General features: G+C 63.8%; 23 protein-coding genes. 13 read left to right on the top strand and 10 right to left on the bottom strand.

What is annotated here, in order from left to right:
- Positions 1-7: 7 nt before the first annotated feature.
- The 4 genes from lpxK to IFT44_RS06520 all read right to left on the bottom strand — a co-directional run bounded on the left by lpxK (position 8) and on the right by IFT44_RS06520 (position 4375).
- Positions 8-1003: a tetraacyldisaccharide 4'-kinase gene (gene lpxK / locus IFT44_RS06535; protein ID WP_192175610.1), complete on the bottom strand. Its 996-nt coding sequence runs from the start codon at positions 1001-1003 to the stop codon at positions 8-10.
- Entirely contained in the window at positions 1003-1431 is a 429-nt protein-coding gene (locus IFT44_RS06530) for an ExbD/TolR family protein (RefSeq protein WP_122479328.1), read from the bottom strand. The genes lpxK and IFT44_RS06530 overlap by 1 nt, the downstream gene beginning before the upstream one ends.
- Positions 1428-2063, bottom strand: a complete 636-nt coding sequence (locus tag IFT44_RS06525) for a MotA/TolQ/ExbB proton channel family protein (RefSeq protein ID WP_163007608.1) — start codon at positions 2061-2063, stop codon at positions 1428-1430. Before IFT44_RS06525 ends, IFT44_RS06530 begins: the two co-directional genes overlap by 4 nt.
- Positions 2064-2143: 80 nt before the next feature.
- Complete coding sequence (locus IFT44_RS06520) at positions 2144-4375, bottom strand: DNA internalization-related competence protein ComEC/Rec2 (RefSeq protein WP_192175609.1); 2232 nt, start codon at positions 4373-4375, stop codon at positions 2144-2146.
- Positions 4376-4522: 147 nt separating this feature from the next.
- Between IFT44_RS06520 and IFT44_RS06515 the strand changes: the two genes are divergently transcribed.
- The 3 genes from IFT44_RS06515 to IFT44_RS06505 all read left to right on the top strand — a co-directional run bounded on the left by IFT44_RS06515 (position 4523) and on the right by IFT44_RS06505 (position 7286).
- Positions 4523-5035 (top strand): DUF2062 domain-containing protein, encoded by a 513-nt coding sequence (locus tag IFT44_RS06515; protein ID WP_185793954.1) that lies wholly within the window; start codon positions 4523-4525, stop codon positions 5033-5035.
- Between the two features lie 180 nt (positions 5036-5215).
- On the top strand, positions 5216-6514 hold the full coding sequence (locus IFT44_RS06510; protein ID WP_122479332.1) for a serine/threonine protein kinase: 1299 nt from the start codon (positions 5216-5218) through the stop codon (positions 6512-6514).
- Positions 6507-7286, top strand: coding sequence for an MlaA family lipoprotein (locus tag IFT44_RS06505; protein WP_122479333.1), 780 nt, complete (start codon positions 6507-6509; stop codon positions 7284-7286). The genes IFT44_RS06510 and IFT44_RS06505 overlap by 8 nt, the downstream gene beginning before the upstream one ends.
- 107 nt (positions 7287-7393) lie before the next feature.
- On the opposite strand, the gene IFT44_RS06500 is transcribed toward IFT44_RS06505, so the two are convergent.
- Positions 7394-8323 (bottom strand): lipid A biosynthesis lauroyl acyltransferase, encoded by a 930-nt coding sequence (locus IFT44_RS06500; protein WP_192057594.1) that lies wholly within the window; start codon positions 8321-8323, stop codon positions 7394-7396.
- 139 nt (positions 8324-8462) lie between these two features.
- Between IFT44_RS06500 and minC the strand changes: the two genes are divergently transcribed.
- From minC to IFT44_RS06470, 6 genes are all read left to right on the top strand, one after another.
- The gene (gene minC / locus IFT44_RS06495) at positions 8463-9200 is read left to right on the top strand and encodes a septum site-determining protein MinC (protein ID WP_192136953.1); all 738 of its coding nucleotides are present in this window, start codon (positions 8463-8465) and stop codon (positions 9198-9200) included.
- A gap of 152 nt (positions 9201-9352) precedes the next feature.
- Positions 9353-10165, top strand: coding sequence for a septum site-determining protein MinD (gene minD / locus IFT44_RS06490; RefSeq protein WP_122479336.1), 813 nt, complete (start codon positions 9353-9355; stop codon positions 10163-10165).
- Positions 10165-10419: a cell division topological specificity factor MinE gene (minE, locus tag IFT44_RS06485; RefSeq protein ID WP_122479337.1), complete on the top strand. Its 255-nt coding sequence runs from the start codon at positions 10165-10167 to the stop codon at positions 10417-10419. The genes minD and minE overlap by 1 nt, the downstream gene beginning before the upstream one ends.
- A 90-nt stretch (positions 10420-10509) precedes the next feature.
- Positions 10510-11145: an RluA family pseudouridine synthase gene (locus IFT44_RS06480; protein WP_122479338.1), complete on the top strand. Its 636-nt coding sequence runs from the start codon at positions 10510-10512 to the stop codon at positions 11143-11145.
- 123 nt (positions 11146-11268) lie between these two features.
- Positions 11269-12558, top strand: coding sequence for a M18 family aminopeptidase (locus IFT44_RS06475; protein WP_192175608.1), 1290 nt, complete (start codon positions 11269-11271; stop codon positions 12556-12558).
- A gap of 117 nt (positions 12559-12675) precedes the next feature.
- On the top strand, positions 12676-14814 hold the full coding sequence (locus IFT44_RS06470) for a mechanosensitive ion channel family protein (protein WP_192175607.1): 2139 nt from the start codon (positions 12676-12678) through the stop codon (positions 14812-14814).
- Positions 14815-14942: 128 nt separating this feature from the next.
- On the opposite strand, the gene ttcA is transcribed toward IFT44_RS06470, so the two are convergent.
- Positions 14943-15767, bottom strand: coding sequence for a tRNA 2-thiocytidine(32) synthetase TtcA (gene ttcA, locus IFT44_RS06465; RefSeq protein WP_185793958.1), 825 nt, complete (start codon positions 15765-15767; stop codon positions 14943-14945).
- 164 nt (positions 15768-15931) lie between these two features.
- Here ttcA and IFT44_RS06460 point away from each other — a divergent pair, with 164 nt between their 5' ends.
- Genes IFT44_RS06460 through IFT44_RS06450 form a run of 3 tightly spaced genes read left to right on the top strand, consistent with a single transcriptional unit; the run spans position 15932 to position 19070 of the window.
- A complete protein-coding gene (locus IFT44_RS06460; RefSeq protein WP_122479342.1) occupies positions 15932-16426 on the top strand; it encodes a SprT family zinc-dependent metalloprotease in 495 nt (164 codons plus the stop codon).
- 41 nt (positions 16427-16467) lie between these two features.
- Entirely contained in the window at positions 16468-17175 is a 708-nt protein-coding gene (locus IFT44_RS06455; protein WP_185793959.1) for a 4'-phosphopantetheinyl transferase family protein, read from the top strand.
- A gap of 47 nt (positions 17176-17222) precedes the next feature.
- Positions 17223-19070: a DUF4350 domain-containing protein gene (locus tag IFT44_RS06450; protein ID WP_192103920.1), complete on the top strand. Its 1848-nt coding sequence runs from the start codon at positions 17223-17225 to the stop codon at positions 19068-19070.
- A 15-nt stretch (positions 19071-19085) separates the two neighbouring features.
- Here IFT44_RS06450 and IFT44_RS06445 read toward each other — a convergent pair whose 3' ends face one another.
- A complete protein-coding gene (locus tag IFT44_RS06445) occupies positions 19086-19448 on the bottom strand; it encodes a PilZ domain-containing protein (protein ID WP_122479721.1) in 363 nt (120 codons plus the stop codon).
- A gap of 122 nt (positions 19449-19570) precedes the next feature.
- Positions 19571-19945 (bottom strand): tetratricopeptide repeat protein, encoded by a 375-nt coding sequence (locus IFT44_RS06440; protein ID WP_056843377.1) that lies wholly within the window; start codon positions 19943-19945, stop codon positions 19571-19573.
- 190 nt (positions 19946-20135) lie between these two features.
- On the opposite strand from IFT44_RS06440, the gene pyk reads away from it, so the two are divergent.
- A complete protein-coding gene (gene pyk, locus IFT44_RS06435) occupies positions 20136-21590 on the top strand; it encodes a pyruvate kinase (protein WP_122479344.1) in 1455 nt (484 codons plus the stop codon).
- Positions 21591-21689: 99 nt separating this feature from the next.
- On the opposite strand, the gene IFT44_RS06430 is transcribed toward pyk, so the two are convergent.
- Entirely contained in the window at positions 21690-22619 is a 930-nt protein-coding gene (locus IFT44_RS06430) for an iron-sulfur-binding ferredoxin reductase (protein WP_192103924.1), read from the bottom strand.
- The gene (locus tag IFT44_RS06425; RefSeq protein ID WP_122479346.1) at positions 22612-23718 is read right to left on the bottom strand and encodes a GGDEF domain-containing protein; all 1107 of its coding nucleotides are present in this window, start codon (positions 23716-23718) and stop codon (positions 22612-22614) included. The genes IFT44_RS06430 and IFT44_RS06425 overlap by 8 nt, the downstream gene beginning before the upstream one ends.
- Between the last annotated feature and the right edge of the window lie 193 nt (positions 23719-23911).

Raw genomic sequence — 23911 nt, 5'->3', positions numbered from 1 at the left:
AAGGGGATCAGGGCAAAAGGCTGGTCAGGCGCTGGTCGAGCCAACCGATGAAATGGGGCGAAGGCTGGGCGTCGACGGCCAGGTACCACCAATCCGCAGCGGCGAACTCGCGGCACTTCACGGCATCTTTCTCGGTCATGACCACGGGCAACGGTGGCTCGAAACACAGGGCCTGCGGCGTGAACCGGGCATGATCGGCGAAAGCGTGAGCGACAGGCTGCCAGTGTAGCGCCTGCAAGGTGTCGAAGAAACGTTGCGGGTTGCCGATCCCGGCCACGGCGTGCACTGCCTGCCCTGGCGGGAAGTGGCTCAACGGTCGGCGCTCGCCGCTGCGCACGTTGATCAGCGCCCGGGCTTGCAAGGTCAGGCCGTAGCCTTGCGCCGAATCGCCGGCGGCACCGTTGCACAGCACGGCATCGACCGACTGCAGGCGCTCGACTGGCTCGCGTAACGGGCCGGCGGGCAGGCAGCGACCGTTGCCCAGCCCGCGCGCCGCGTCGATCAGCACCAGTTCGATGTCGCGCGCCAGGCGGTAGTGTTGCAAGCCATCGTCGCTGAGCACCAGGTCCACGGGCTCGGCTTCGAGCAGCGCACGTACGGCGCGGCCACGGTCGGGGTCGATCACCAGCGGCACCCCGCTGCGCCGCACGATCAGCAACGGCTCGTCGCCCGCCTGGGCAGCGTCCTGATCGGCGCGGACCCGCCATGGCAGGCTCGGTGGCCTGGCGCCGTAGCCGCGACTGACCACGCCGACGCGCAGGCCGCGCGCCTGGCAGTGCTCGATCAGCCAGAGGATCATCGGGGTCTTGCCGGTGCCACCGACGGTGATGTTGCCGACCACCAGCACCGGCACTGGGGCGCGGTAGATTACGCCCTGCCCGGCCTCGAATCGCCGACGCTTGCGCGCCACGACACTGCGGTACAGACACTCCAGCGGACGCAACAGCCACAGTGCGCGATGGCCGGCATACCAGGCGGCGGACAATCGGTCGGCGAAGCTCATCAGGGATTCGCCTGCGCCTCGACGGTGATCATGCTGATCTGGCTGAAACCCAGCTTGCCGGCCGCGTCCATGGCGCTGATGACCGCTTGATGCGGCGTCTTGCCGTCGGCGCTGATCGACAGTGGCAGCGAGCTGTCACCGGCCGATGCGGTACGCAGGGCGTCGAGCAGGGTCGGCAGGTCGCTTTTCGGTAGCAACTGGTTGTTCACCGCATAGACGCCTTCGGCGCTGATGGCGATGTCGATGCGTTTGAGGTTGCTGGCCTGTTCCGGCGCGCCGTTCACCGCTTCGGGCAGCTCGACACGCAGCTGGGTTTCGCGGGTGAACGTGGTGGTGATGACGAAGAACAGCAACAGCACGAACACGACGTCTATCAGCGAGATCAGGTTGAGCTCGATGTTTTCCCGACTGCGACGACGAAACTTCACGCTTTTTCCTCGGCCAGGTCGACCTCGCGATCACCCTGCACGACTTCCACCAGTTTGATGGCTTCCTGCTCCATGCCCACCACCAGCTCGTCGATGCGCCGTTGCAGCAGGCGATGGAAGAACAGCGCCGGGATCGCGACGATGAGGCCGGAAGCCGTGGTGACCAGCGCTTTGGAGATACCGCCTGCCATGACACCGGGGTTACCGCTGACGGCGCCTCCGGTGAACGAGCCGAAGATCTCGATCATGCCGATCACCGTGCCGAGCAGACCCAGCAGCGGCGCCATGGCGGCAATGGTGCCCAGGGTACTGATGTAGCGTTCCAGCTCGTGGATGACCCGGCTGGCCGCCTCCTCGATGCTTTCCTTCATGATTTCGCGGCCATGGCGTGAATTCGCCAGGCCAGCCGCGAGGATCTCGCCAAGCGGCGAGTGGGCACGCAACTCCTTGAGCTTTTCCTTGCTCAGCTGTTTGTCTTTCTTCCAGCGCCAGACCTGGCCGACCAGATGGGCAGGCGCAACACGGCTGGCACGCAAGGTCCACAAGCGCTCGGCGATGATAGCCAGGGCGACGATGGAGCTCACTATGATTGGCAACATCATCCAGCCGCCAGACTTAACCAATTCCCACACAGGTACGATCCCCTCGAAAAAGTTCGCCACTCTACCATAGGGGTGAGGCGCGTCGAAGCGTGCGATGACCGTTGGAAAGCTCAGGGGTGGTCGGGTGCCTCGCGCCAGAAACGTCGCTGGGAGCGCTGCCGCTGCACCGGGCCAAAGGTACCCAGGCGGACACGCAACGCGCCGTCCTCGGCGGTGTCGTGGGTGGCGATGCCCAATGCCTGAAAACGCGCCAGTATGGAGGCATGGGGATGGCCGAAGGTATTGCCATGCCCCCTGGAGATCAACGCTGCCTGTGGACGCACTGCATCCAGCAAGGGCTTGCTCGATGACGTCCGGCTGCCGTGGTGCGGCACTTGCAACCAGTGCGCCTGAACCGGCAAACCGCTCGCGACCAGGGCTTTTTCGGCCGCCGCGTCGATGTCGCCGCTGAGCAGCAGGCGCTCGCCATTGGCTTCGACCCAGAGTACGCACGAGGCGGGATTGCCGGGCACGGCCGACGGCCAGCGCCACAAGACGAACTTCACCTCGTCCCACTCCCAACTGCGCCCGGGCTCGCAAGGCTGCGCCTGCCACGCGGCGGGCAAAAGGTCGGGCTCACCGGCCAGCGTCTGGTCGACCGGCAGGCGTCGCATAACGGTGCCAGCACCACCGGAATGATCGAGGTGCGCATGACTGATGATCATCGCATCCAGGCGCCGCACGCCCAGGGCTACCAGGCTGGGCACCACCACACTGGCGCCGGCGTCGATTTCGCCCAGGCCGGGACCGGTGTCGTAGAGCAACTGGTGCTGGGCGGTGCGCACGAGCACACCCAGCCCCTGGCCGACATCCAGCACCCAGATGTCGGCCTGGCCCACGGGCGGTACCTGACGCGGGCTGAACAACAGCAACCCGGCCATCGGCACGCCCAACCAGCGCAATGGAATACCGGCCGGCAGCAACAGCAACAGCACGCCGATGACCAGCACCAGCCATACCCCGGGCGACAGCCCCGGCGGCAGCCAGGAAGGCCCCCACTCGGCGGCCCAGGTCAGCCATTGAAACAGGCCGCGCAGTGCGCCTCCGGCCAGCCACAGCAGGATTTCGCCCACCCATGGCACAGGCAGCAGCACGGCACCGGCCATGGCCACCGGCAGCACCAGCAGACTGATCCAGGGCACGGCCAGCAGATTCACCAGCGGCCCGCTGATACTCACCGGCAACGCCAGGGCCACCATCACCGGCAGCAGACCCACCGCCACGCAGCACTGCGCGCGCGTCCAGGCCTGCCACCAGCGCCAACCGCCCAGACGTCCGGAAAACGCCAGCAGCAGCACTCCCACCGCGCAAAACGACAGCCAGAATCCCGGCTGCAGGCTGACCAGGGGGTCGACCAGCAAGACCGTGGTGAATGCCAGCAGTAGCGGCGACCACACGCCCAGGTGGCGAAAGCGCAGCCGCCACAACAGCACTAGGCCGATCATGATGCAGGCTCGGCGTACCGGCACCTGGAAGCCGGCCAACAGCCCATACGCCAACGCGCCGGTGAACGCCAATGCGCAGGCACAGGGCAACCAGGGCCAACGCGCCGGCCAGACACCGAGTTTTGCCAACAGGGCAACCAGGCCATACAGCAACCCCGCAAGCAGGCCGACGTGCTGGCCGGAGATAACCAACAGATGCACGGTCCCCGTGGCCTGGAGAACGTCCCACTGCTGGCGGGACACGCCCGAACCGTCGCCCAGCAGCAAGGCGGCGAGCGTGCCGCCCTGCTGCTGGCTGTCCACAGCCAGCAGCCGCTGGCGCACGCCATCGCGCCAGGCCAGACGGGCCGCCCGCACCCGCTGGCCGGCCTTGACGCTGCCGGTGGCGCCGATGCCCTTGGCCAGGGCCCAGGCCTGGGCGTCGAAACCTCCGGGGTTGACCAATGCCCGCGGCCGCTTGAGTTTCACGGCCAGCCGCCAACGCTCGCCGCTGACGACCCGCGGGCCGCCATACCAGGCCAGGCGCAGGTGCGACGGTAGCTGCGCACGGCGCGACCAGGCCTCGGCCAGTTCGAAGCGCACCGTGCTGCCGTTGGTTGCCGGCAGGCCCACCACCTCCCCTTCGAGCCACAGGGTTTGTCCGTCCAGCGCAGACGCCAACTGTCCGTTCGTCGCCCAGTGGGCGTGCAGACAGGCCCAACACAGGCCCAGCAGAACGAGCGCGCAATGCCAGCGGCGCGCTGCCAGCAACAACATCGCACCTGCACCCATGCCTACCAGCCAGCTCAATGATGGAAGCGTCGGCAGCCAACGCAGACACACCATCCCGGTCGCCAACGCCAACATCGCTGTGCGCATACCTTCCTCCCTGGAAAAACCGCCGGGCAAGGCTAAGGGCAAACGGGCCGCGTCGCGCCTTATCAAATGTCACAAAGTCTGAGCTCGGACTTCAGGCAACTTGTGCATACTGCCGGACACATCCAGACAGATACGTGCGAGACCGCTATGCCGCGTCGCCTGTTCAAGCGCTACATGCCGGACCCAGAGACGATTCGTGAACACAAGTCGCTGCGATTCCTGGGTCGCCTCCTGCATGACGCCAACCTCTGGCACCTGAACCGTCATTCCGTGGCCCGGGCGATGGCGGTCGGCCTGTTCGCCGCGTTCATGCCCATCCCGCTGCAGATGCTCCTGGCGGCGGCCCTGGCCATCATGGTGCGCGGCAACATGCCCATCGCGGTCAGCCTGGTGTGGCTGACCAACCCGATCACCATGCCGCCGGTGTTCTATTGCACGTACAAGGTAGGGTCCTGGCTGCTGGGTCAGCCACCGCGGCAGCTACCCGACTCGTACAGCTGGGACTGGGTGATGAGCCAGATGTCCACGCTGTGGCAGCCGTTCCTGCTCGGCTCGGTGGTGACTGGCGTGGTACTGGGAGCGTTGGCATACTTCCTGACAATGTTTTACTGGCGCTGGTGGGTCAGTCGCCAATGGCGGCGACGCAAGCAGCGGCGGTAGCACTGCTCACTGTGGCGTGCAGCAGGTCGGAGCACGCGCATCGAGTGGTGAATTCAGTGTATCTTGCCGCCGGTCAGGACGAGTTGTTGTGTTAAAAACCCAGCGGCTTGGCAACTTGCCACCAGTGCGCTTGTCCTAGCCTCGAACGTCAACACAGCATTCTCCTCTAGGGACTCCGTCATGCTCCGATCATTGCGCTTCGCTGCCCTGCTTGGCGGCCTCATCATGAGTGCGTCCGCGTTGGCGAAGGATATCGACCCCGCCACCTATGGCTATCCGCTCACCAACCCGTTCGAGGCCACGATCGCTTCGACACCGCCGGAGCTACGGCCCAAGCTGCCCCTGGACGAAGACATCGATCAGGCCGACTACAGCCTCAACGTGCGCCCGGAGCGAGAGTTCATCCTGCCGGACAATTTCTGGGCCGTGAAGAAGCTGCGCTATCGCCTGGCCCAGCAGGACCATGCCGCGCCACTGATCTTCCTCATTGCCGGCACCGGTGCGCCCTACAGCAGTTCGCTCAACGAATACCTGAAAAAGCTGTATTACCAGGCCGGCTACCACGTGGTGCAGCTGTCCTCACCCACCAGCTTCGACTTCATCAGCGCCGCGTCGCGCTTCGCCACTCCGGGCGTGACCCGCGAAGATGCCGAAGACCTGTACCGGGTCATGCAGGGCGTGCGTGCCCAGCATCCGAAGTTGCCGATCACCGATTTCTACCTGACCGGGTACAGCTTGGGCGCGCTGGACGCAGCGTTCGTCAGCCAGCTGGATGAGACCCGGCGCAGTTTCAACTTCAAGAAAGTGCTGCTGCTCAACCCGCCGGTCAACCTCTACACCTCGATCACCAACCTCGACAAGTTGGTGCAGACCCAGGTCAAGGGCATCAACAACAGCACGACGTTCTATGAGCTGGTCCTCAACAAGCTGACGCGCTACTTCCAGCAGAAGGGCTATATCGACCTCAACGATGCGCTGCTCTACGATTTCCAGCAGTCCAAGCAGCACCTTTCCAACGAGCAGATGGCCATGCTGATCGGCACCTCGTTCCGGTTTTCGGCTGCCGACATTGCCTTCACCTCCGACCTGATCAACCGCCGTGGGCTGATCACGCCGCCCAAGTATCCGATCAGCGAAGGCACCAGCCTAACGCCGTTCCTGCGCCGGGCGCTGCAGTGCGACTTCGACTGCTACCTGACCGAGCAGGTGATTCCGATGTGGCGCGCCCGCACCGACGGTGGCAGCCTGCTGCAGCTGGTGGATCAGGTGAGCCTGTATGGCATCAAGGACTACTTGCAGAACAGCACCAAGATCAGCGTCATGCACAACGCCGACGATGTGATCCTGGGCCCTGGCGATCTGGGCTTCCTGCGCAAGACCTTTGGCGATCGCTTGACCGTTTACCCTTATGGCGGCCATTGCGGCAACCTCAATTACCGCGTCAACAGCGACGCTATGCTGGAGTTCTTCCGTGGCTAGAACATTCCTGTTGATGGCAACGCTGCTGTGCGCAGGCGTTGCCCAGGCCGACGACAGCACCGTCCAGAAGGTCGACAGCGACGGCTTCAAGCAACCGTTGCAGGTACTCAAGTTCAACCCTGGCCTGGACCAGCGCGAGTTCGAGCGCTCCACGCTCACGGCGTTGAACGTCTACGACCCGTTGGAAAACCTGAACCGGCGCCTTTACCACTTCAACTATCGTTTCGACGAGTGGGTATTCCTGCCGGTGGTCAACGGCTATACGTACATCACGCCGTCGTTCCTGCGCACCGGGGTGAGCAACTTCTTCAGCAACCTGGGCGAAGTGCCGAGCCTGGTCAACAGCCTGCTGCAGTTCAAGGGCAAGCGTGCCCTGGATACATCTGGACGGTTGTTGGTGAACACCACGCTGGGCGTGGCGGGCCTGTGGGACCCGGCCACCTGGTTCGGCCTGCAGAAGCAGGCCGAAGACTTCGGTCAGACCCTGGGCTTCTACGGTGTGCCGAACGGCGCCTACCTGGTCTTGCCGATCCTGGGGCCGTCCAACCTGCGCGACACCACCGGCCTGGTGTTCGACTTCGCCGTCGAGAACCAGATCAATTTCCTCAATGTGTCCGAGGTCAGCAGCAATCATCCAGAGTTGTGGGCGTTGCGTGCCGTGGATCGGCGCTACAGCAACAGCTTCCGCTACGGTCAGCTGAACTCACCGTTCGAGTACGAGAAGGTGCGTTACGTGTACACCGAGTCGCGCAAGCTGCAGATCGCCGAGTAAGCGCATCGCGCACGGGCCTCTTCGCCGGTAGCAACCGCTCCAACCAGAGCTGAGCTTCAGGCGATTGTGAGAGCGGGGTCGACGCTGGTTCGTCCACCCCACCCCGCTCAGCGCTTCTCGTACAGTTTCGGTGCGCCGACAGGCCGCGACTTGAAGCGGCGGTGGGCCCACAGGTACTGCTCGGGGCATTCGGTCACGGCCTGTTCCACCCACTGGTTGATGCGCAACGCATCGGCCGCTTCGCTCTCGCCGGGGAACCCCTGCAGCGGTGGATGCAAAACCAGCCGATAGCCAGAGCCGTCTTCCAGCCGCCGTTGCGTGAACGGGATGACCCGTGCCTTGCCCAGTCGGGCGAAATGCGTGGTAGCCGTCACCGTGGCCGCCTCGATACCGAACAGCGGCACGAAGATGCTCTGCTTGGCGCCATAGTCCTGATCGGGTGCGTACCAGATAGCGCGGCCCTTGCGCAGCAGCTTGATCATCCCGCGCACGTCCTCGCGTTCTACCGCCAGCGAATCGGGATTGTGCCGTTCGCGGCCCTGGCGCTGGACGAAATCGAACAGTGCATTGCGATGCTCGCGGTACATGCCGTCGATGGTGTGGCGCTGGCCCAGCAACGCTGCACCGATTTCCAGGGTGGTGAAATGCAGCGCCATCAGAATTGCGCCCTCGCCCTCACGTTGCGCCGCCTGCAGGTGCTCGAGCCCTTCGATGTGCGCCAGCCTTGCCAGGCGCGACTGTGGCCACCACCAGCTCATGGCCATTTCGAAGAATGCGATGCCGGTGGATGCGAAGTTTTCCTTGAGCAGGCGTTTTCTTTCGACGGGCGGCATCTGCGGGAAGCACAACTCGAGGTTGCGCGCCGCCACGCGGCGACGTTCACTGGCCACGCGGTACATGCCCATCCCCAGCCAGCGGCCCAGCCTGAGCAAGGCGCGATAGGGCAATTGCACGACCAGCCACAACGCGCCGAGCCCCAGCCACAGGGGCCAGAAGCGCGGATGAAGAAAAGATCGGCGAAAACGCGGGCGGTCCATTGACGATTCCGAACAGGCAACAAGGCGGGGCATTCTACATGGGTTGACCACCCATCGCTGCGTCGCGGCTTGCAGGGGAAGGTGGTTCTCGCTATAAGTCTCGGCACTTTTTTTAGTTACAAGGCGCGTTTTGCCGACCATGAGCCAGACCGATCAGCTAGACCAGGAACCTGTGTTCCAACTCAAGGGCAGCATGCTCGCCATCACCGTGCTTGAGTTGGCGAAGAACGATCTTGCCGGCCTCGACCGCCAGTTGGCGGCCAAGGTCGCGCAGGCCCCGAACTTCTTCAGCAACACGCCGCTGGTGCTGGCGCTGGACAAACTGCCCGCCAACCAAGGCAGCATCGACCTGCCGGGCCTGATGCGCATCTGCCGTCATCATGGCCTGCGGACCCTGGCGCTGCGTGCCAGCCGCATCGAAGACATCGCGGCGGCAATCGCCATCGACTTGCCGGTGCTGCCACCCTCGGGTGCCCGCGAACGACCGCTGGAAGTCGAAGAGCGCAAGCCCGAGAAGCTTCCGGAAAAGCCTCCAGAGCCCTTGATCCAGCCGACTCGCGTGATCACCACGCCGATCCGTGGCGGCCAGCAGATCTACGCCCAGGGCTGCGACCTGGTGGTGATCAGCTCGGTGAGCTCGGGTGCCGAACTGCTGGCCGATGGCAACATTCATGTGTACGGCCCGATGCGTGGCCGCGCCCTGGCGGGCATCAAGGGCGACCGCAAGGCCCGCATCTTCTGTCAGCAACTGGGCGCCGAACTGCTTTCCATCGCCGGGCAGTACAAGGTCTCCGAAGACCTGCGTCGCGACCCGCTGTGGGGTGCGCCCGTTCAGGTGAGCTTATCGGGGGATGTGTTGAACATCACCCGTCTTTAACGGATACTGCCGCCATTTTCAGCGCAACTTTCAAATAGCGCGGTTGTCGAGCGGTACGCTTCCGGTACCGCAGGCACATGCAGTCCGCCGATGTTTTGAAGTCATGTTTTTTCGGGGATTAACAGTCCCTTTTTAAGTAGGGGTGATACACCTTGGCCAAGATTCTAGTGGTTACATCCGGCAAGGGTGGTGTGGGCAAGACCACCACCAGCGCCGCCATCGGCACCGGCCTCGCACTGCGCGGCCACAAAACCGTCATCATCGACTTCGACGTCGGCCTGCGTAACCTTGACCTCATCATGGGCTGCGAACGCCGCGTGGTGTACGACTTCGTCAACGTGGTGAACGGTGAAGCGACCCTGCAGCAGGCCCTGATCAAGGACAAGCGCGTCGAGAACCTCTTCATCCTGGCTGCCAGCCAGACGCGCGACAAGGATGCCCTGACCAAGGAAGGCGTCGAGAAGATCATCACCGAGCTGTCCAAGACCCACGACTACATTCTGTGCGACTCCCCGGCAGGCATCGAGAAAGGTGCTCACCTGGCCATGTATTTCGCCGATGAGGCGATCGTGGTGACCAACCCCGAGGTGTCCTCGGTACGCGACTCGGACCGCATGCTTGGCCTGTTGGCGAGCAAGTCGCGACGCGCCGAGAACGGCGAGGATCCGATCAAGGAACACCTGCTGATCACCCGCTACAGCCCCGAGCGCGTCAGCCGCGGCGAGATGCTGGGCGTGGAAGACGTCGAGGAAATCCTGGCCATCCGCCTGCTGGGCGTGATTCCGGAATCCGAAGCAGTGCTCAAGGCGTCCAACTCGGGTACGCCGGTGATTTTCGACGACCAGAGCGACGCCGGCCAGGCGTACAGCGATGCCGTCGACCGTTTGCTGGGCAAGGAAAAGCCCCACCGCTTCCTTGATTTCAAGAAGAAGAACTGGGTCGAGCGCCTGTTTGGAGGTCGCTAATGAATATTTTCGACTTCTTTCGTGACCGCAAGAAAGGCAATACCGCGTCGGTCGCGAAAGAGCGTCTACAGATCATCGTGGCGCATGAACGCGGCCAACGCACTACCCCTGACTACCTGCCGGCTCTGCAGAAAGAGCTGGTGGAAGTGATTCGCAAGTATGTGAACATCGAGAGCGACCAGGTACAGGTTGCGCTCGAGAATCAGGGTAGCTGCTCGATTCTGGAATTGAACATTACCCTGCCCGACCGCTGAGCCCTGCGCTCGGCTCCACGGCGGCCCGCCGGCCCTTTGCTGAAAAGGGTCGACGCGCCGCCGTTGGCGTTTCTGAGAGATAGACCTTTCATGCCGTTGTCGAACATTCGCATCATCCACCAGGACGCCGCCGTGCTGGTCATCGACAAGCCGACCCTGTTGTTGTCGGTGCCCGGGCGCGCCGACGACAACAAGGACTGCCTGATCACCCGCCTGCAGGAAAACGGCTTTCCCGAGGCGCGCATCGTGCATCGCCTGGACTGGGAAACCAGCGGCATCATTCTGCTGGCGCGCGATGCCGACAGCCACCGCGAGCTGTCCCGTCAGTTCCACGACCGCGAGACGGAAAAAGCCTATACCGCCCTGGCCTGGGGCCAGCCTGCGCTGGACAGTGGCAGTGTCGACCTGCCGCTGCGCTACGATCCGCCGACCAAGCCACGGCACGTGGTGGATCACGAGCACGGCAAACATGCGCTGACCTTCTGGAAGGTGCTGGAGCGCTGCGGCGAGTGGTGTCGCGTGGAGCTGACGCCGATCACCGGGCGTTCGCACCAATTGCGCGTGCACCTGTTGTCGATCGGTCATCCGCTGCTGGGTGACCGGCTGTATGCCCACCCCGAGGCGTTGCAGGCACACGAACGGTTGTGCCTGCATGCCAGCATGCTGGCGTTTACCCATCCGGTGACGGGTGAGCGGATGAAATTCGAGTGCGCCGCACCCTTCTGAACAGCGGTGAGGCTTTCGCGGGCGATGACCGCTCCTGCCGGTATGCCAGGTCCTGTGTGGGAGCAGCAGCCACACGGGTGGGCAATCGGGTAAACTCGGTGGCATTGCTGTCTGGAGTTTTCTATGCGTGAAGCTTTGAACCAAGGCCTGATCGATTTTCTCAAGGCCTCCCCTACCCCATTCCACGCCACCGCGACGCTGGCTCGCCGCCTCGAGGCAGCCGGTTACCAGCGGCTGGACGAGCGCGAGAGCTGGAACACGGTGCCCGGTGGGCGCTACTACGTAACGCGCAACGATTCCTCGATCATTGCCGTCAGGCTGGGCAAGCATTCACCGCTGCTGAGCGGCCTGCGCCTGGTTGGCGCTCACACCGACAGCCCCTGCCTGCGGGTGAAGCCGCAACCCGAGTTGCAGCGCCAGGGCTTCTTCCAGCTGGGCGTCGAAGTCTATGGCGGTGCGTTGCTGGCGCCCTGGTTCGACCGCGATCTGTCGCTGGCCGGCCGGGTCACCTTTCGCCGTGACGGCAAGGTCGAAAGCCAGCTGATCGATTTCCGCCTGCCGATTGCCGTGGTGCCCAACCTGGCCATTCATCTCAACCGCGAGGCCAACCTGGGCTGGGCGATCAACGCACAGAACGAACTGCCACCCGTGCTGGCTCAGGTGGCCGGTGACGAGCGGGTCGATTTCCGTGCGCTGCTGACCGAGCAATTGGCACGCGAACACGGGCTGAATGCCGACGTGGTGCTGGATTACGAGCTCAGCTTCTACGACACGCAAAGTGCTGCGGTGATTGGCCTGCACGGTGATTTCATCGCCGGCGCGCGGCTCGACAATCTGCTGTCCTGTTACGCCGGCCTGCAGGCCCTGCTCGATGCCCAGGGCGATGAAAGCTGCGTGCTGGTGTGTACCGACCATGAAGAGATCGGTTCCAGTTCGGCCTGTGGCGCCGACGGGCCGATGCTCGAACAGGTCCTGCAGCGCCTGCTGCCCGAGGGCGACGAGTATGTACGCAGCATCCAGCGTTCGCTGCTGGTGTCGGCCGACAATGCCCACGGTGTTCACCCCAACTACGCCGACAAGCACGACGCCAACCACGGGCCCAAACTCAATGCCGGGCCGGTGATCAAGGTCAACAGCAACCAGCGCTACGCCACCAACAGCGAAACGGCGGGGTTCTTCCGCCACCTGTGCATGGCCGTGGAAGTACCGGTGCAAAGCTTCGTGGTACGCAGCGACATGGGTTGCGGTTCGACCATCGGCCCGATCACCGCCAGCCACCTGGGCATCAGGACCGTCGACATCGGCTTGCCGACGTTTGCCATGCATTCGATTCGCGAGCTTGCCGGCAGCCATGACCTGGCGCATCTGGTGAAGGTACTGGACGCGTTCTATGCCAGCAACGAGCTGCCCTAGCAGCACGCACGTGAGCGGCCGGCACGCAGGTGACGCTCACGTTTCCACTCTTCGTGGCCGGCCCTCGGCGGGCACAGGGCGGACCACGCAAACACCGATCTACAGGTGATTCCACTGATGGCCCTTTTCCTGCGCCTGGCGCTTGCAGTCCTGTTGCTACTGCCGATCACCGCTCAGGCCGTTGCCTTGCCTGGATTGCTGGGGGGAAGCTCGGAGAAACCCGCCGAGCAACCTGCCCAACCCCTGGGTCAGTCCCTGGATCAGGTGATCCAGACCCTGGAAAACGAACAGCAGCGCACGCGCCTGCTGAGCGACCTGAAAAAACTGCGGGACAGCACCCGGCAAGCCCAACCCGCGGCCGAGCAGGGCGTGCTGGGCATGATCGGCAGTGCCCTGGCGCACGTCGACCAGCAGTTTTCCGGCGATAACAGTCCGTTCCAGCGCTGGGGCGCGGAAGTCGCCCTGGCCCATGAAGAGCTAGAGGCGCTGGCCCTGCCGATGGCCGAATGGCCGCCGATCATCGGCGCATTTCTGTTGATCATTCTGGTGTGGAGCCTGCTTGCCTACAGTTTGATCTGGATCGGGCATCGCGTGCGCGTGCGCTTTGGCCTGTCGGAAGAGTTGCCACAGCATCCGCGTACCCTCGACCTGCTGCGCTTTGCCTTGCGCAAGCTCGGGCCCTGGCTGGTGGCGCTGGTCATTACCGTTTATGTGGGCTACGCCCTGCCCTCTTCATTGGGCAAGAGCCTGGCGATGGTGATGGCCTACGCGCTGGTGGTCGGCACACTGTTTTCCGCGATTTGCGTGATCGCGTTTTCCCTGCTCGACGGACCCCATCGACACCGCGCGCTGAACATCCTGCGTCACCGTGCGTTTCGCCCCCTGTGGCTGATCGGCAGTTTCGCCGCCTTCGGCGAGGCGTTGAGCGACCCACGGATGGTCGCTGCGCTCGGCCAGCACCTGGCACACAGCGCCGCGACCCTGGCCAATGTACTGGCGGCACTGTCGACCGGGCTGTTCATCCTGCGCTTTCGCCGGCCCATCGCCCACCTGATCCGCAACCAGCCGCTGTCGCGGCGCCTGACCCGACGAGCCTTGAGCGACACCATCGAGATCCTCGGCAGCTTCTGGTACCTGCCGGCGCTGGTGCTGGTCGGCATCTCGCTGTTCGCCACGTTCTTCTCGGCCGGCGACACCAGCACGGCCCTGCGCCAGTCGCTGATGTGTGCGGTGCTGTTGATCCTGTGCATGGTCATCAATGGCCTGATCCGGCGTCACGCCCTGCGCCCGCCCAAGGGCCCGCGGCGTCATGCCTTGTATTCAGAGCGCTTGAGTCACTTTGCCTACACCTTGATGCACCTGCTGATCTGGGTGGTTTTCATCGATCTGGGCCTGCGCGTGTGGGGCATGTCGCTGATCGGCTTCACCGAAGGCGATGGCCACGAGATCTCGGTGCGCCTGGCCAGCCTGGTGGGCACGCTGATCTTCGCCTGGCTGGTGTGGATCCTGGCTGACACCGGTATCCACCATGCCCTCACGCGCTCGCGCAAGGGCATGGCCAATGCGCGCGCGCAGACCATGATGCCGCTGATTCGCAACGTGCTGTTCGTGACCATTTTCATCATTGCGGCGATCATTGCCCTGGCCAACATGGGCATGAACGTCACGCCACTGCTGGCGGGTGCGGGTGTGATCGGCCTGGCCATCGGTTTTGGCGCGCAGTCGCTGGTGGCGGATCTGATCACCGGGCTGTTCATCATCATCGAGGATTCCCTGGCCATCGATGACTACGTGGATGTAGGTGGGCACCTGGGCACTGTGGAAGGCCTGACCATCCGTACCGTGCGCCTGCGCGATATCGACGGCATCGTGCACACCATTCCGTTCAGCGAAATCAAGAGCATCAAGAACTACTCGCGGGAATTCGGCTATGCCATCTTCCGCGTGGCGGTGCCCTACAGCATGGGCATCGACGACGCCATCAAGATGATGCGCGAAGTGGGCCAGAAGATGCGCAGCGATCCGTTGCATCGGCGCGATATCTGGTCGCCGCTGGAGTTTCAGGGCGTGGAGAGCTTCGAGTCGGGTACGGCGATCCTGCGGGCGCGGTTCAAGACCGGCCCGATCAAGCAGTGGGAGGTGTCGCGGGCCTTCAACCTGGCACTCAAGCGGCAGATGGACGAGGCCGGGCTGGACCTGGCGACGCCGCGCCTGAGTGTGCAGGTGATCACGGCAGGCGCGGCTGGCGAGAAATAGCGGGGCGCCCTTCGCGGCCACTGACCGCTCCTACAGGGGGTCTAGGCTTTCGCGGCCGATGGCCGCTCCTACGGGAGATCTGGATCGCCGTAGGAGCGGCCATCGGCCGCGAACGGGGCGCCGCGGTGTTACAGGTTCACCACATTGGCGATCCGCACCGGGGCGCTGTCGTCGATGCGCAGGTTGTGAAAGTCGAACAGATTGCGGTCGGCCAACTGCGATGGCATCACGTTCTGCAGGCTGCGGAAGATGCTGTCGGTGCGGCCGGGCGTCTTGCGCTCCCAGTCAACCAGCATGTCCTTGACCACCTGGCGTTGCAGGTTTTCCTGGGAACCGCACAGGTTGCAGGGAATGATCGGGAACTGCTTGAAGTTGGAGTAGGCCTGGATATCCTTCTCGTGGCAGTAAGCCAACGGCCGGATCACCACGTTGCGCCCGTCGTCGGCAAGCAGCTTGGGCGGCATGGCCTTGAGCGAGCCATTGAAGAACATGTTGAGGAAGAACGTCTCGACGATGTCGTCGCGGTGGTGCCCCAGGGCCATCTTGGTCGCGCCGATCTGGTCGGCGAAGTTGTACAGGGTGCCGCGACGCAGGCGCGAGCACAGCGAGCAGGTGGTCTTGCCTTCGGGGATCAGCTCCTTGACCACCGAATAGGTGTCCTTCTCCACGATGTGGTACTCCACGCCCAGCTGTTCCAGGTAGGCCGGCAGCACCTGCTCGGGGAAGCCCGGCTGCTTCTGGTCCATGTTCACGGCGACGATGCTGAAAGCGATGGGCGCCACCTTCTGCAGGTGCAGGAGCACATCGAGCATCGTGTAGCTGTCCTTGCCACCCGAAAGACAGACCATGACCTTGTCGCCGTCTTCGATCATGTTGTAGTCGGCTACGGCTTCACCGGCCAGCCGGCGAAGGCGTTTCTGCAATTTGTTCTGGTTGACCGAAAGAGTGCCCATGGCGACAGGATCCGCGAGGTGTGTGACAAAAGCCGGGCATTTTACGCGCTTTGATGTATTGGGTGTAGCGCCGCGGCAAGCGATACCTGCGCGTGGCACCGACGGGTGGCTCGGCAATGCCTGGACGTTGCGGCATAATCGGCGCATCTGGAGTGTGTCAAAGAATGCCCGAGCAACTCAATCAACGCGTCGAAGCCTGTTTCTGCCAGGCCGAACTGTTTTTCAAGCGGCCTTTCCGGCGCCCGGTGGTCAGCACCAAGCTGCGCGGGCAGAAAGCCGGTGTCGCGCACCTGCATGAAAACCTGCTGCGCTTCAATCCACAGCTCTACCGCGAGAACACCGAGGACTTCCTCAGGCAGACCGTGCCCCACGAAGTCGCGCACCTGGTAGCCCACCAGTTGTTCGGCGACCGCATTGCGCCCCATGGCGAGGAATGGCAACTGATCATGCGCGGTGTCTACGAGCTGACACCCCACCGTTGCCACAGCTATGCGGTGAAACGTCGCCAGGTTATCCGTTACCTCTACAAATGCCCCTGCGCCGACGGCGACTTCGCCTTTTCGGCCCAGCGCCACGGCATGGTTGGCAAAGGCCGCCGCTACCTGTGCCGGCGGTGCCGCCAGACCCTGGTGTTCAGCGGTGAAACGCGCGTGCAATGATCGTCATTCCCTTGCACGACGAGGCTGGGCAGAATGCGCACATGAATACAGCCCTCCCCGCTTGCCTGAGCGATCTGCGCCAGCACTGGCCACTGCCTGAATCGGTGCCCGGCGCAAGGTTGTTCAGCAACCGTTTCGAGCACAGCGCGTTCACGACCGAGGATTTCTCGCGGTGCGGCATCGTCGCGCCTGCGTCGATCCAGCGTTCGGTGGCCAAGCGCCAGGCCGAGTACCTGGCTGGGCGTGTCTGCGCACGCGAGGCACTGCTGGCCCTCACCGGCGAAGCGCAGGTGCCGGTCATCGGCACCGACCGCGCGCCGATCTGGCCTGAACAGACCGTAGGGTCGATTACCCATGGCAGCGGTCGGGCCGCAGCCGTGGTCGCCAGCCGTGATGACTGCCAGGGACTGGGCCTGGATATCGAGAGCCTGCTGCCGCTGGCGCGCGCCGAACGGCTGCGCGCGGAAATACTGACCCTGGACGAGCAGGCCCGGATGGACCCCAACCAGGTGGCCATGGTGGTGACCCTGACGTTCTCCCTCAAGGAAAGCCTGTTCAAGGCGCTGTATCCGCTGGTCGGCAAGCGCTTCTATTTCGAACATGCCGAAGTGCTGCATTGGTCTGCCCAAGGGCAGGCACGCCTGCGCCTGTTGATCGACCTGTCACCGCAGTTCGCCAGCGGATTCGAAATCGACGGGCAGTTCGCCTGGCTCGATGGGCAGCTGTTGAGCCTGGTGGCGGTCCGTTGAGACCACCCCGACGGCAGCGTGCTCGGCGTGCTCGGCGTGCAGCGGCTTTGCTGGTTGCACTGGCGCTGTGGGCCGGCCTCTCCGGCGCCGCCGATCTCGACAGCCCGCGTCTGCTCGATCAGACGCTGAACAGCCAGGCTGCACGGCAATCCATCGCGCGAATCCTCGCTTCACAGCCGTCGGTGAGTACGCCCTATCGAGGTGCCCGGGACTTTCTCCAGGCACAAGGGCTGGCCAACCAGGCGACAACCACTTGCGACGAACTGGACACGCTGCCCGCACGCGGCCACAGCCTGATGCTGCTGCACCGGCAAACACCGCTGTCGGCCCAGCAAGTCGACCGTCTGCTGGGCTGGGTACAGCGTGGCGGACGCCTGCTGGCGGTCGCCGACGCCTTGTGGGACGAGGCCCGCGCCAGCAGTGGGGACGCTTTGCTCGATCGCCTGCAGATTCGCGTGCAGTCGAGCTCGCAGTTGCCGCAACTGCCGCCTGCGGCGGGCGACGACTACCCTTCGCTGACCAAGCTCTATCTGGAAGACGAATCGGCGCCGGCCTATATGGGTTTCGACACGCAACGCCATCTGGATGACCCGACCGGCAAGGTCCAGTCCTGGGCCAACAGCAACGGCGCCACGCATCTGATGCAGATGGCCTACGGCGAGGGCCTCATCACCCTGGTCAGCGATGCCCGCCTGTGGACCGACGATCAGATCCAGCGCTACGACAATGCCTGGCTGCTGTGGTACCTGAATCAGGGCAGCGAAGTGACCTGGGTGTTCCAGCCGGTGCCTGAGCCGCCTGGGCGATACGCGTTGTGGGTGTTTGCCGCGCTGCTTCTGGCAGCCGTGCCGGGCCTGTGGTGGATGAGGACGCGACAGCGGCCACAGCGTGCGCCGAACCTGCTGGACCGAGGTCAGTTGCAGGGCATTCGTGAGCAAGGACGTCGATCCCTGCGCGAGCTGGGGCCGGGAGAAGTGTTGGCCGCCCTGCAGAAAGACCTGCTGCAGCGTGCGTGCCTGCACCATCCGGGCTTCGACGCGCTTGCAGTGGCCGAGCAGTGGCAGGTGCTGGCCCAACTCTCGCAGCAATCGACCCGCAGCATCGGTGCCGCACTGATGCCCGTGCGCGGTCGGCGGATGCCCGCTCGAGTGTTCACCCGCACCGTTGCGCAATTGCAACGCTTGCGGGACAGCCTGGGGCCGATGTCGGCCGCTGCCCGGATCGGCCACCCCGTCTCTGCTGCAGTGGGGACGGTCGGGCCGTCCGCCATCCCGGCCGAGCGGGCGGTGATGATCCTGCTCGAGTGTGGCGCCTGGTCCAGTCACCCAGGTGCCCACTCAAACGACCTGAAACACGCCGTACACGCTTGCCTGCAACTGGCCGAAACGGTACTGGCTGACGGATTCGCCGTCGGCCTGCACGTGTCTTCCAGCACGTCGCCCGTACACTTGAAACCGCAACCCGGCGCCGAACAGTTGCAGCGCCTGGTTGAAGCGCTCGCGCAGCTCGAGCCCTGCCAGATAGACGGCGATCCCGCCACGGTCCTGGATGCCCTGCACCGCGACGAACACGACTACGCATTGCTGGTGATGGTGACCGGCTTTCATGCCGGCATCGAATCGACCTTGCCCCTGGCGTTGAGCAGGGCCGCGCAGCGCTGGCCGGTATTGCTGGCCAGCCTGCGCGATGAAGCACTCGAGCGCCTGCGTCAACAGCCGGTCCGAACCCGCCGCGAAGCACTGCTCTACTGCGGAGTGATGCAGCGCCTGCTGCTGCGCCAGCGCCTGCATGATCGGCTGGCCGCAGGCGGCGTGAATGTCGTGGACGCATGGCCTGGCGAGATCGCCGCAGAATCGCTGATGCGCTATCGAAGCCTGCGGCAGCCGCGTACCTGAACCCTGGATGACCCGTCAGGCCGACGTGCCATGGGGATGGAACGTGAAATACTGACGCAGCGCGTCGACCAGCTTGAGGAACTCGGTGGGCACCTGGCCCTGCAGCTCGAAGCCCGAATCGTAGTGCCCCGGCGTGGCGTCTTCATGGCACCACAGGCACTGCGCCGAGAGGTCGATGAGCTTGGGCTCGCCTTCGACCGAAGGGATTTTCACCTGCAGTTCGAACACCGGCCCGACCAGCAACGGCAGCTCGCTGATCAGCATCAGCCCGACATCCGACACGTTGCCCATGTAGCCCATGGCACGACCGGTGTGGCGGTTGTAGACCTTGAGGTAGTACGGCAGTTGATGCCGCTCGATCCGACGCTCGGTGTACATGATGGGCCTGCTGTAGATATCCGGCATATGTGTCGTGTTCATCCTCTGTCGTTTCGTAGCTCCACTCGTCCAGCGTAGCCCAGGCCTTCTTCAAGGCTGTTTCAGAGTACAGGAAATTTACCTCAGAATGCCGCCGGCCGTGGCTGCGCGGGCACACCCGGACGCACATGGCCCAGTTGATCGAGCGTCTGCAGGCGCGCCTGGGCGCGGTAGGCGTACTCGCTGGAGGGATAGCGGTTGATGATGTACTGGTAGGTCTGGGCGGCGTCGACGTACAACTTCTGGCGCTCCAGGCACTGGCCACGCAGCATCGAGACCTCCGGTTGCACATAGGGCCGCGACCGGCTCTTGCGGTCGACCTGGGACAGTTCCAGCACGACTTTCTCGCAATTGCCGTCGTCGTAGGCGCGATAGGCGCTGTTCAAGTGCTGGTCCATCGACCAGCGGGTGCAGCCTGACACGGCGATGGCCAGGGCAATCAATACAAGCGCGCGCATGGGATTCTCCTGCCGCAGGGGGGTATCAGGGTTTATCGACCCATTGCCGGGAATCTTCAATACCCAGGCATTGGATGCCGGTGCGTGCAAATCCTCCCGGCCAATTCCTGGACATGTTGTGCAGAGGAACGATGACTACAGCGCAATTGAGGAGTAGCCTTTGGCAGCGCTTCAATAAAGGAGTCAGTGCATGACCGTTCGCCGTACCAAAATCGTTGCCACCCTGGGCCCCGCCTCCAACTCGCCGGAAGTGATCGAACAACTGATCAAGGCTGGTCTGGATGTCGCTCGCCTGAACTTTTCCCACGGTACACCGGATGAGCACAAGGCTCGCGCCCGTCTGATCCGCGAGATCGCCGCGCGCCTGGGGCGTCACGTCGCCCTGCTCGGCGACCTGCAAGGTCCGAAGATCCGCATCGCCAAGTTCACCAACAAACGCATCGAACTGAAGGTCGGCGACCGCTTCACCTTCTCCACCAGCCATCCGCTCACCGACGGCAACCAGGAGGTCGTGGGTATCGACTACCCGGACCTGGTCAAGGATTGCGGCGTGGGCGACGAACTGTTGCTCGACGATGGCCGCGTGGTCATGCGCGTGGAAACCGCCACCGCCGACTCGCTGCACTGCTCGGTACTGATCGGCGGTCCGCTGTCCGACCACAAGGGCATCAACCGCCGCGGTGGTGGCCTGACCGCACCGGCCCTGACCGAGAAAGACAAGGCGGACATCAAGCTTGCCGCCGAGATGGACCTGGACTACCTGGCCGTGTCTTTCCCGCGTGATGCGTCGGACATGGAATACGCGCGTCAGTTGCGCGACGAGTCGGGCGGTACCGCCTGGCTGGTGGCCAAGATCGAACGCGCCGAAGCAGTCGCCGACGACGAAACCCTCGACGGCCTGATCCGTGCCAGTGACGCGGTCATGGTGGCGCGCGGCGACCTGGGAGTGGAAATCGGCGACGCCGAGCTGATCGGCATCCAGAAAAAGATCATCCAGCATGCTCGCCGCAACAACAAGGCGGTGATCGTGGCGACCCAGATGATGGAGTCGATGATCCAGAACCCGATGCCGACCCGCGCTGAAGTGTCCGACGTGGCCAACGCCGTGCTCGACTACACCGACGCCGTGATGCTTTCGGCCGAAAGCGCTGCCGGCTCCTACCCGATCGAAGCCGTGCAGGCCATGGCGCGGATCATCGTCGGCGCGGAGAAGCATCCGACCAGCAAGAAGTCCAGCCATCGCCTGTACACGCAGTTCCAGCGTTGCGACGAAAGCATCGCGCTGGCTGCCATGTACACGGCGAACCACTTCCCGGGTGTGAAGGCAATCATCGCGCTCACGGAAACCGGCTACACCTCGCTGATCATGTCGCGCCTGCGTTCTTCGGTGCCGATCTTCGCCTTCTCGCCACAGCGAGCGACCCAGGCCCGTGCCGCGATGTTCCGCGGGGTCTACCCGGTGGACTTCGATCCGGCCGTTCTGCCGCCGAGCGAAGTGAGCAAGGCTGCCATCGACAAGCTGCTCGAGATGGGCATCGTGCAACAGGGCGACTGGGTCATCCTGACCAAGGGCGACAGCTACGCACAGACGGGTGGCACGAACGGGATGAAAATCCTGCACGTGGGTGACCCGCTGGTCGACTGATAGCCGTTGGCTGCAAGACCGAAGGCCCCGGGGTTGAAACCTCGGGGCCTTTTGCATTTCTGTAGGACCGCTCTGTGGCCCGCGAATGCGTGTTGCGACTCAGCCGCGGCCGACGAAGACATCGCTGTACAGCTGACTTCGGGGCAGGCCGGCCAGGAACAGCCTTCGGGAAAACTCTTCCACGCTGATCGGCGAGCCGCACACCAGGGCGATGGTCTGGCGCGACAGGAGGCGCAACGGCGGCGGCTCGCCTGCCGGAAACTGCTCTACCGCAAGGTTGGCATGAAGCTGGGCAAGCGCGCGCAACGGTTCATGCAGGTAGTGCTCGTTGGCCATGTGCAACAACCGGATCGGGCCGTGATGACCTTGTCGCAACGCTTCTCGCAGCACACCCCACAACGGAGCCAGACCCGTGCCGGCAGCGAACAACCACAATGGCCGAGCCTGCCATTCAGGATCGTAGTGCAAGGCTCCACCGCGCACTTCGCCCAGCTGCAGAGTATCGCCAACCTTCAGGCGACGAGCCTGATCGATGAAAGCACCGGGGCGCCGACAGTCCAGATGAAACTCCAGAAAGTCATCGGCCTGGGCGAGGCTGGCGATGGAATAGGGCCGCGCGATTTGCACGCCGTCGGGTGCAACCGTCCACAGCAGCATGTGCTGACCGGCTTGATAGCGCAGCGGGCGCTGCGCCTCTAGTCGCAGGCGCAGCACGTTTGCCGAAGGCCAGTCACAGCCGATCACATGCGCCGTCACACCGTCGCCCTGTGGATCGAAGACCGCCACCTGCAGATCCTCGACGACTTGACACTGACAGGCCAGGCGCCAGCCCTGCTCACGCTTTGTGGCATTCAACGCATCGGGCTTGCGGTCCTGTGGCTCACCGCCAACACAGCGCACCAGGCAGGCGTGGCAACTGCCGGCGCGACAGCTGAAGGGCACCTGCAAGCCGGCCTGGTTGAGGGCGTCGAGCAGGTTGCTGCCCGCCGCCACCGTCCAGCGCCTGCCACCGACGTCCAGCTCAGGCATCGGCCATGTCCCAGGCCGCCGCGCAGCGGTTGCGGCCTTCACCTTTGGCGCGATACAGCGCCTGGTCGGCACGCTGCAGCGCATCATCCAGATCATCGCCCTGCTTGAGCATGGTCATGCCCACCGACAGACTCAGATTGGCTGCGCCCAGCCCTTGCGGATCGGCGTCGGCAAAGGCGCTGCGCAGCCGCTCGCAGCACCGCACCAGCTGGTCTGCGTCGACTTCGGGCATGAGCAGCACGAATTCTTCACCGCCGTACCGGGCCAGCACGTCGCCGTCGCGCAGGCAATCCTGGGTCAAGGCCGCGAAGGCTTGCAGCACCTGGTCACCGGCCGCATGGCCGTGGATATCGTTGATGCGTTTGAAGTGATCGAGGTCGATCAGCGCCAGGCCATGCTCGACATCGGGCTTGAGCGTGGCCAGCTCGCGCGAGGCCAGGCGCAGGAAGTGTCGACGATTGAACAAGCCTGTCAGCTCATCGGTGGCGACCAGGTCTTCAAGCTGGCGCATCATGCCCCGCAGGGTGTCCTGATGGGCCTGCAAGGCATAACGGCGTTGGCGCATGCGTTGGCGCGAGGTTTGTACATAGCTTGCATACATGCACAACCACAACAGCACCACCAGCATGGCGCAGATCTGCAGAGTGGCCAGGCCCGGGTCCGGCAGGGCCATGCGGTAGGCCTCCCACAGATTGACCCCGACGAAGGCGACGAACACCACCAGCGCACAGCGTACGAAGGCGCGACGTGGCAGGTGGAAAACGCCGAACAGCAGGATCAACACATACATCACCATGAAAGTGCCGCGTGCCACTTCCAGATTGCCGATCAACCAGGTGTGCCAGGCTACCGCCAGCAGCACTTGAAACTCGGTGAGGCTGGGATCGCTGAAACGTTGATTGGCTCCGCTGCGAAATACCCAATACAGCGCGCCCTGGCTGATCGCGACCAGGCAGGTGGTGCCTACCGCCGTCACCAGAGACACGCGGCAATACTGCGTCAGAACCGCCACCCACACCAGCGCCACTACCAAAGCGTAAGTGCCGGCGGCCAGTGAGAAACGCTTGATCAGTAGATGTTGCAGGGTGGACTCGGTCACTCGCAGGCTCGCTGTGCTGAATGGGAATCCCTCCCCTGATTGCACCGTAATAGTGCAAAGGCGTGATGCCATAGTAATGGCCAAGGGGTGAAATAACTATTCAAATTTGGATTGCTCGACGAAGTCTACTGGCTACCGGACCAACGGCGTATCTGCCTCGACACCACGCCAACCCGCCATTGCGGAGTGTCAG

The sequence above is a fragment of the Pseudomonas sp. CFBP 13710 genome, assembly GCF_014842235.1.
Classification (GTDB): domain Bacteria; phylum Pseudomonadota; class Gammaproteobacteria; order Pseudomonadales; family Pseudomonadaceae; genus Aquipseudomonas; species Aquipseudomonas baltica.
Note: the sequence above shows the minus strand (reverse complement) of the source record. Positions and strands in the feature narration are given on the sequence as shown.

What these genes read in the sequence shown, in the direction of transcription:
- IFT44_RS06520 (WP_192175609.1), bottom strand. Translation starts at nt 4,375, where the DNA reads ATGCGCACAGCGATGTTGGCGTTGGCGACCGGGATGGTGTGTCTGCGT.
- IFT44_RS06515 (WP_185793954.1), top strand. Translation starts at nt 4,523, where the DNA reads ATGCCGCGTCGCCTGTTCAAGCGCTACATGCCGGACCCAGAGACGATT.
- IFT44_RS06510 (WP_122479332.1), top strand. Translation starts at nt 5,216, where the DNA reads ATGCTCCGATCATTGCGCTTCGCTGCCCTGCTTGGCGGCCTCATCATG.
- IFT44_RS06500 (WP_192057594.1), bottom strand. Translation starts at nt 8,323, where the DNA reads ATGGACCGCCCGCGTTTTCGCCGATCTTTTCTTCATCCGCGCTTCTGG.
- IFT44_RS06475 (WP_192175608.1), top strand. Translation starts at nt 11,269, where the DNA reads ATGCGTGAAGCTTTGAACCAAGGCCTGATCGATTTTCTCAAGGCCTCC.
- IFT44_RS06480 (WP_122479338.1), top strand. Translation starts at nt 10,510, where the DNA reads ATGCCGTTGTCGAACATTCGCATCATCCACCAGGACGCCGCCGTGCTG.
- ttcA (WP_185793958.1), bottom strand. Translation starts at nt 15,767, where the DNA reads ATGGGCACTCTTTCGGTCAACCAGAACAAATTGCAGAAACGCCTTCGC.
- IFT44_RS06470 (WP_192175607.1), top strand. Translation starts at nt 12,676, where the DNA reads ATGGCCCTTTTCCTGCGCCTGGCGCTTGCAGTCCTGTTGCTACTGCCG.
- IFT44_RS06460 (WP_122479342.1), top strand. Translation starts at nt 15,932, where the DNA reads ATGCCCGAGCAACTCAATCAACGCGTCGAAGCCTGTTTCTGCCAGGCC.
- pyk (WP_122479344.1), top strand. Translation starts at nt 20,136, where the DNA reads ATGACCGTTCGCCGTACCAAAATCGTTGCCACCCTGGGCCCCGCCTCC.
- lpxK (WP_192175610.1), bottom strand. Translation starts at nt 1,003, where the DNA reads ATGAGCTTCGCCGACCGATTGTCCGCCGCCTGGTATGCCGGCCATCGC.
- minE (WP_122479337.1), top strand. Translation starts at nt 10,165, where the DNA reads ATGAATATTTTCGACTTCTTTCGTGACCGCAAGAAAGGCAATACCGCG.
- IFT44_RS06440 (WP_056843377.1), bottom strand. Translation starts at nt 19,945, where the DNA reads ATGCGCGCGCTTGTATTGATTGCCCTGGCCATCGCCGTGTCAGGCTGC.
- IFT44_RS06455 (WP_185793959.1), top strand. Translation starts at nt 16,468, where the DNA reads ATGAATACAGCCCTCCCCGCTTGCCTGAGCGATCTGCGCCAGCACTGG.
- IFT44_RS06430 (WP_192103924.1), bottom strand. Translation starts at nt 22,619, where the DNA reads ATGCCTGAGCTGGACGTCGGTGGCAGGCGCTGGACGGTGGCGGCGGGC.
- IFT44_RS06445 (WP_122479721.1), bottom strand. Translation starts at nt 19,448, where the DNA reads ATGTACACCGAGCGTCGGATCGAGCGGCATCAACTGCCGTACTACCTC.
- minC (WP_192136953.1), top strand. Translation starts at nt 8,463, where the DNA reads ATGAGCCAGACCGATCAGCTAGACCAGGAACCTGTGTTCCAACTCAAG.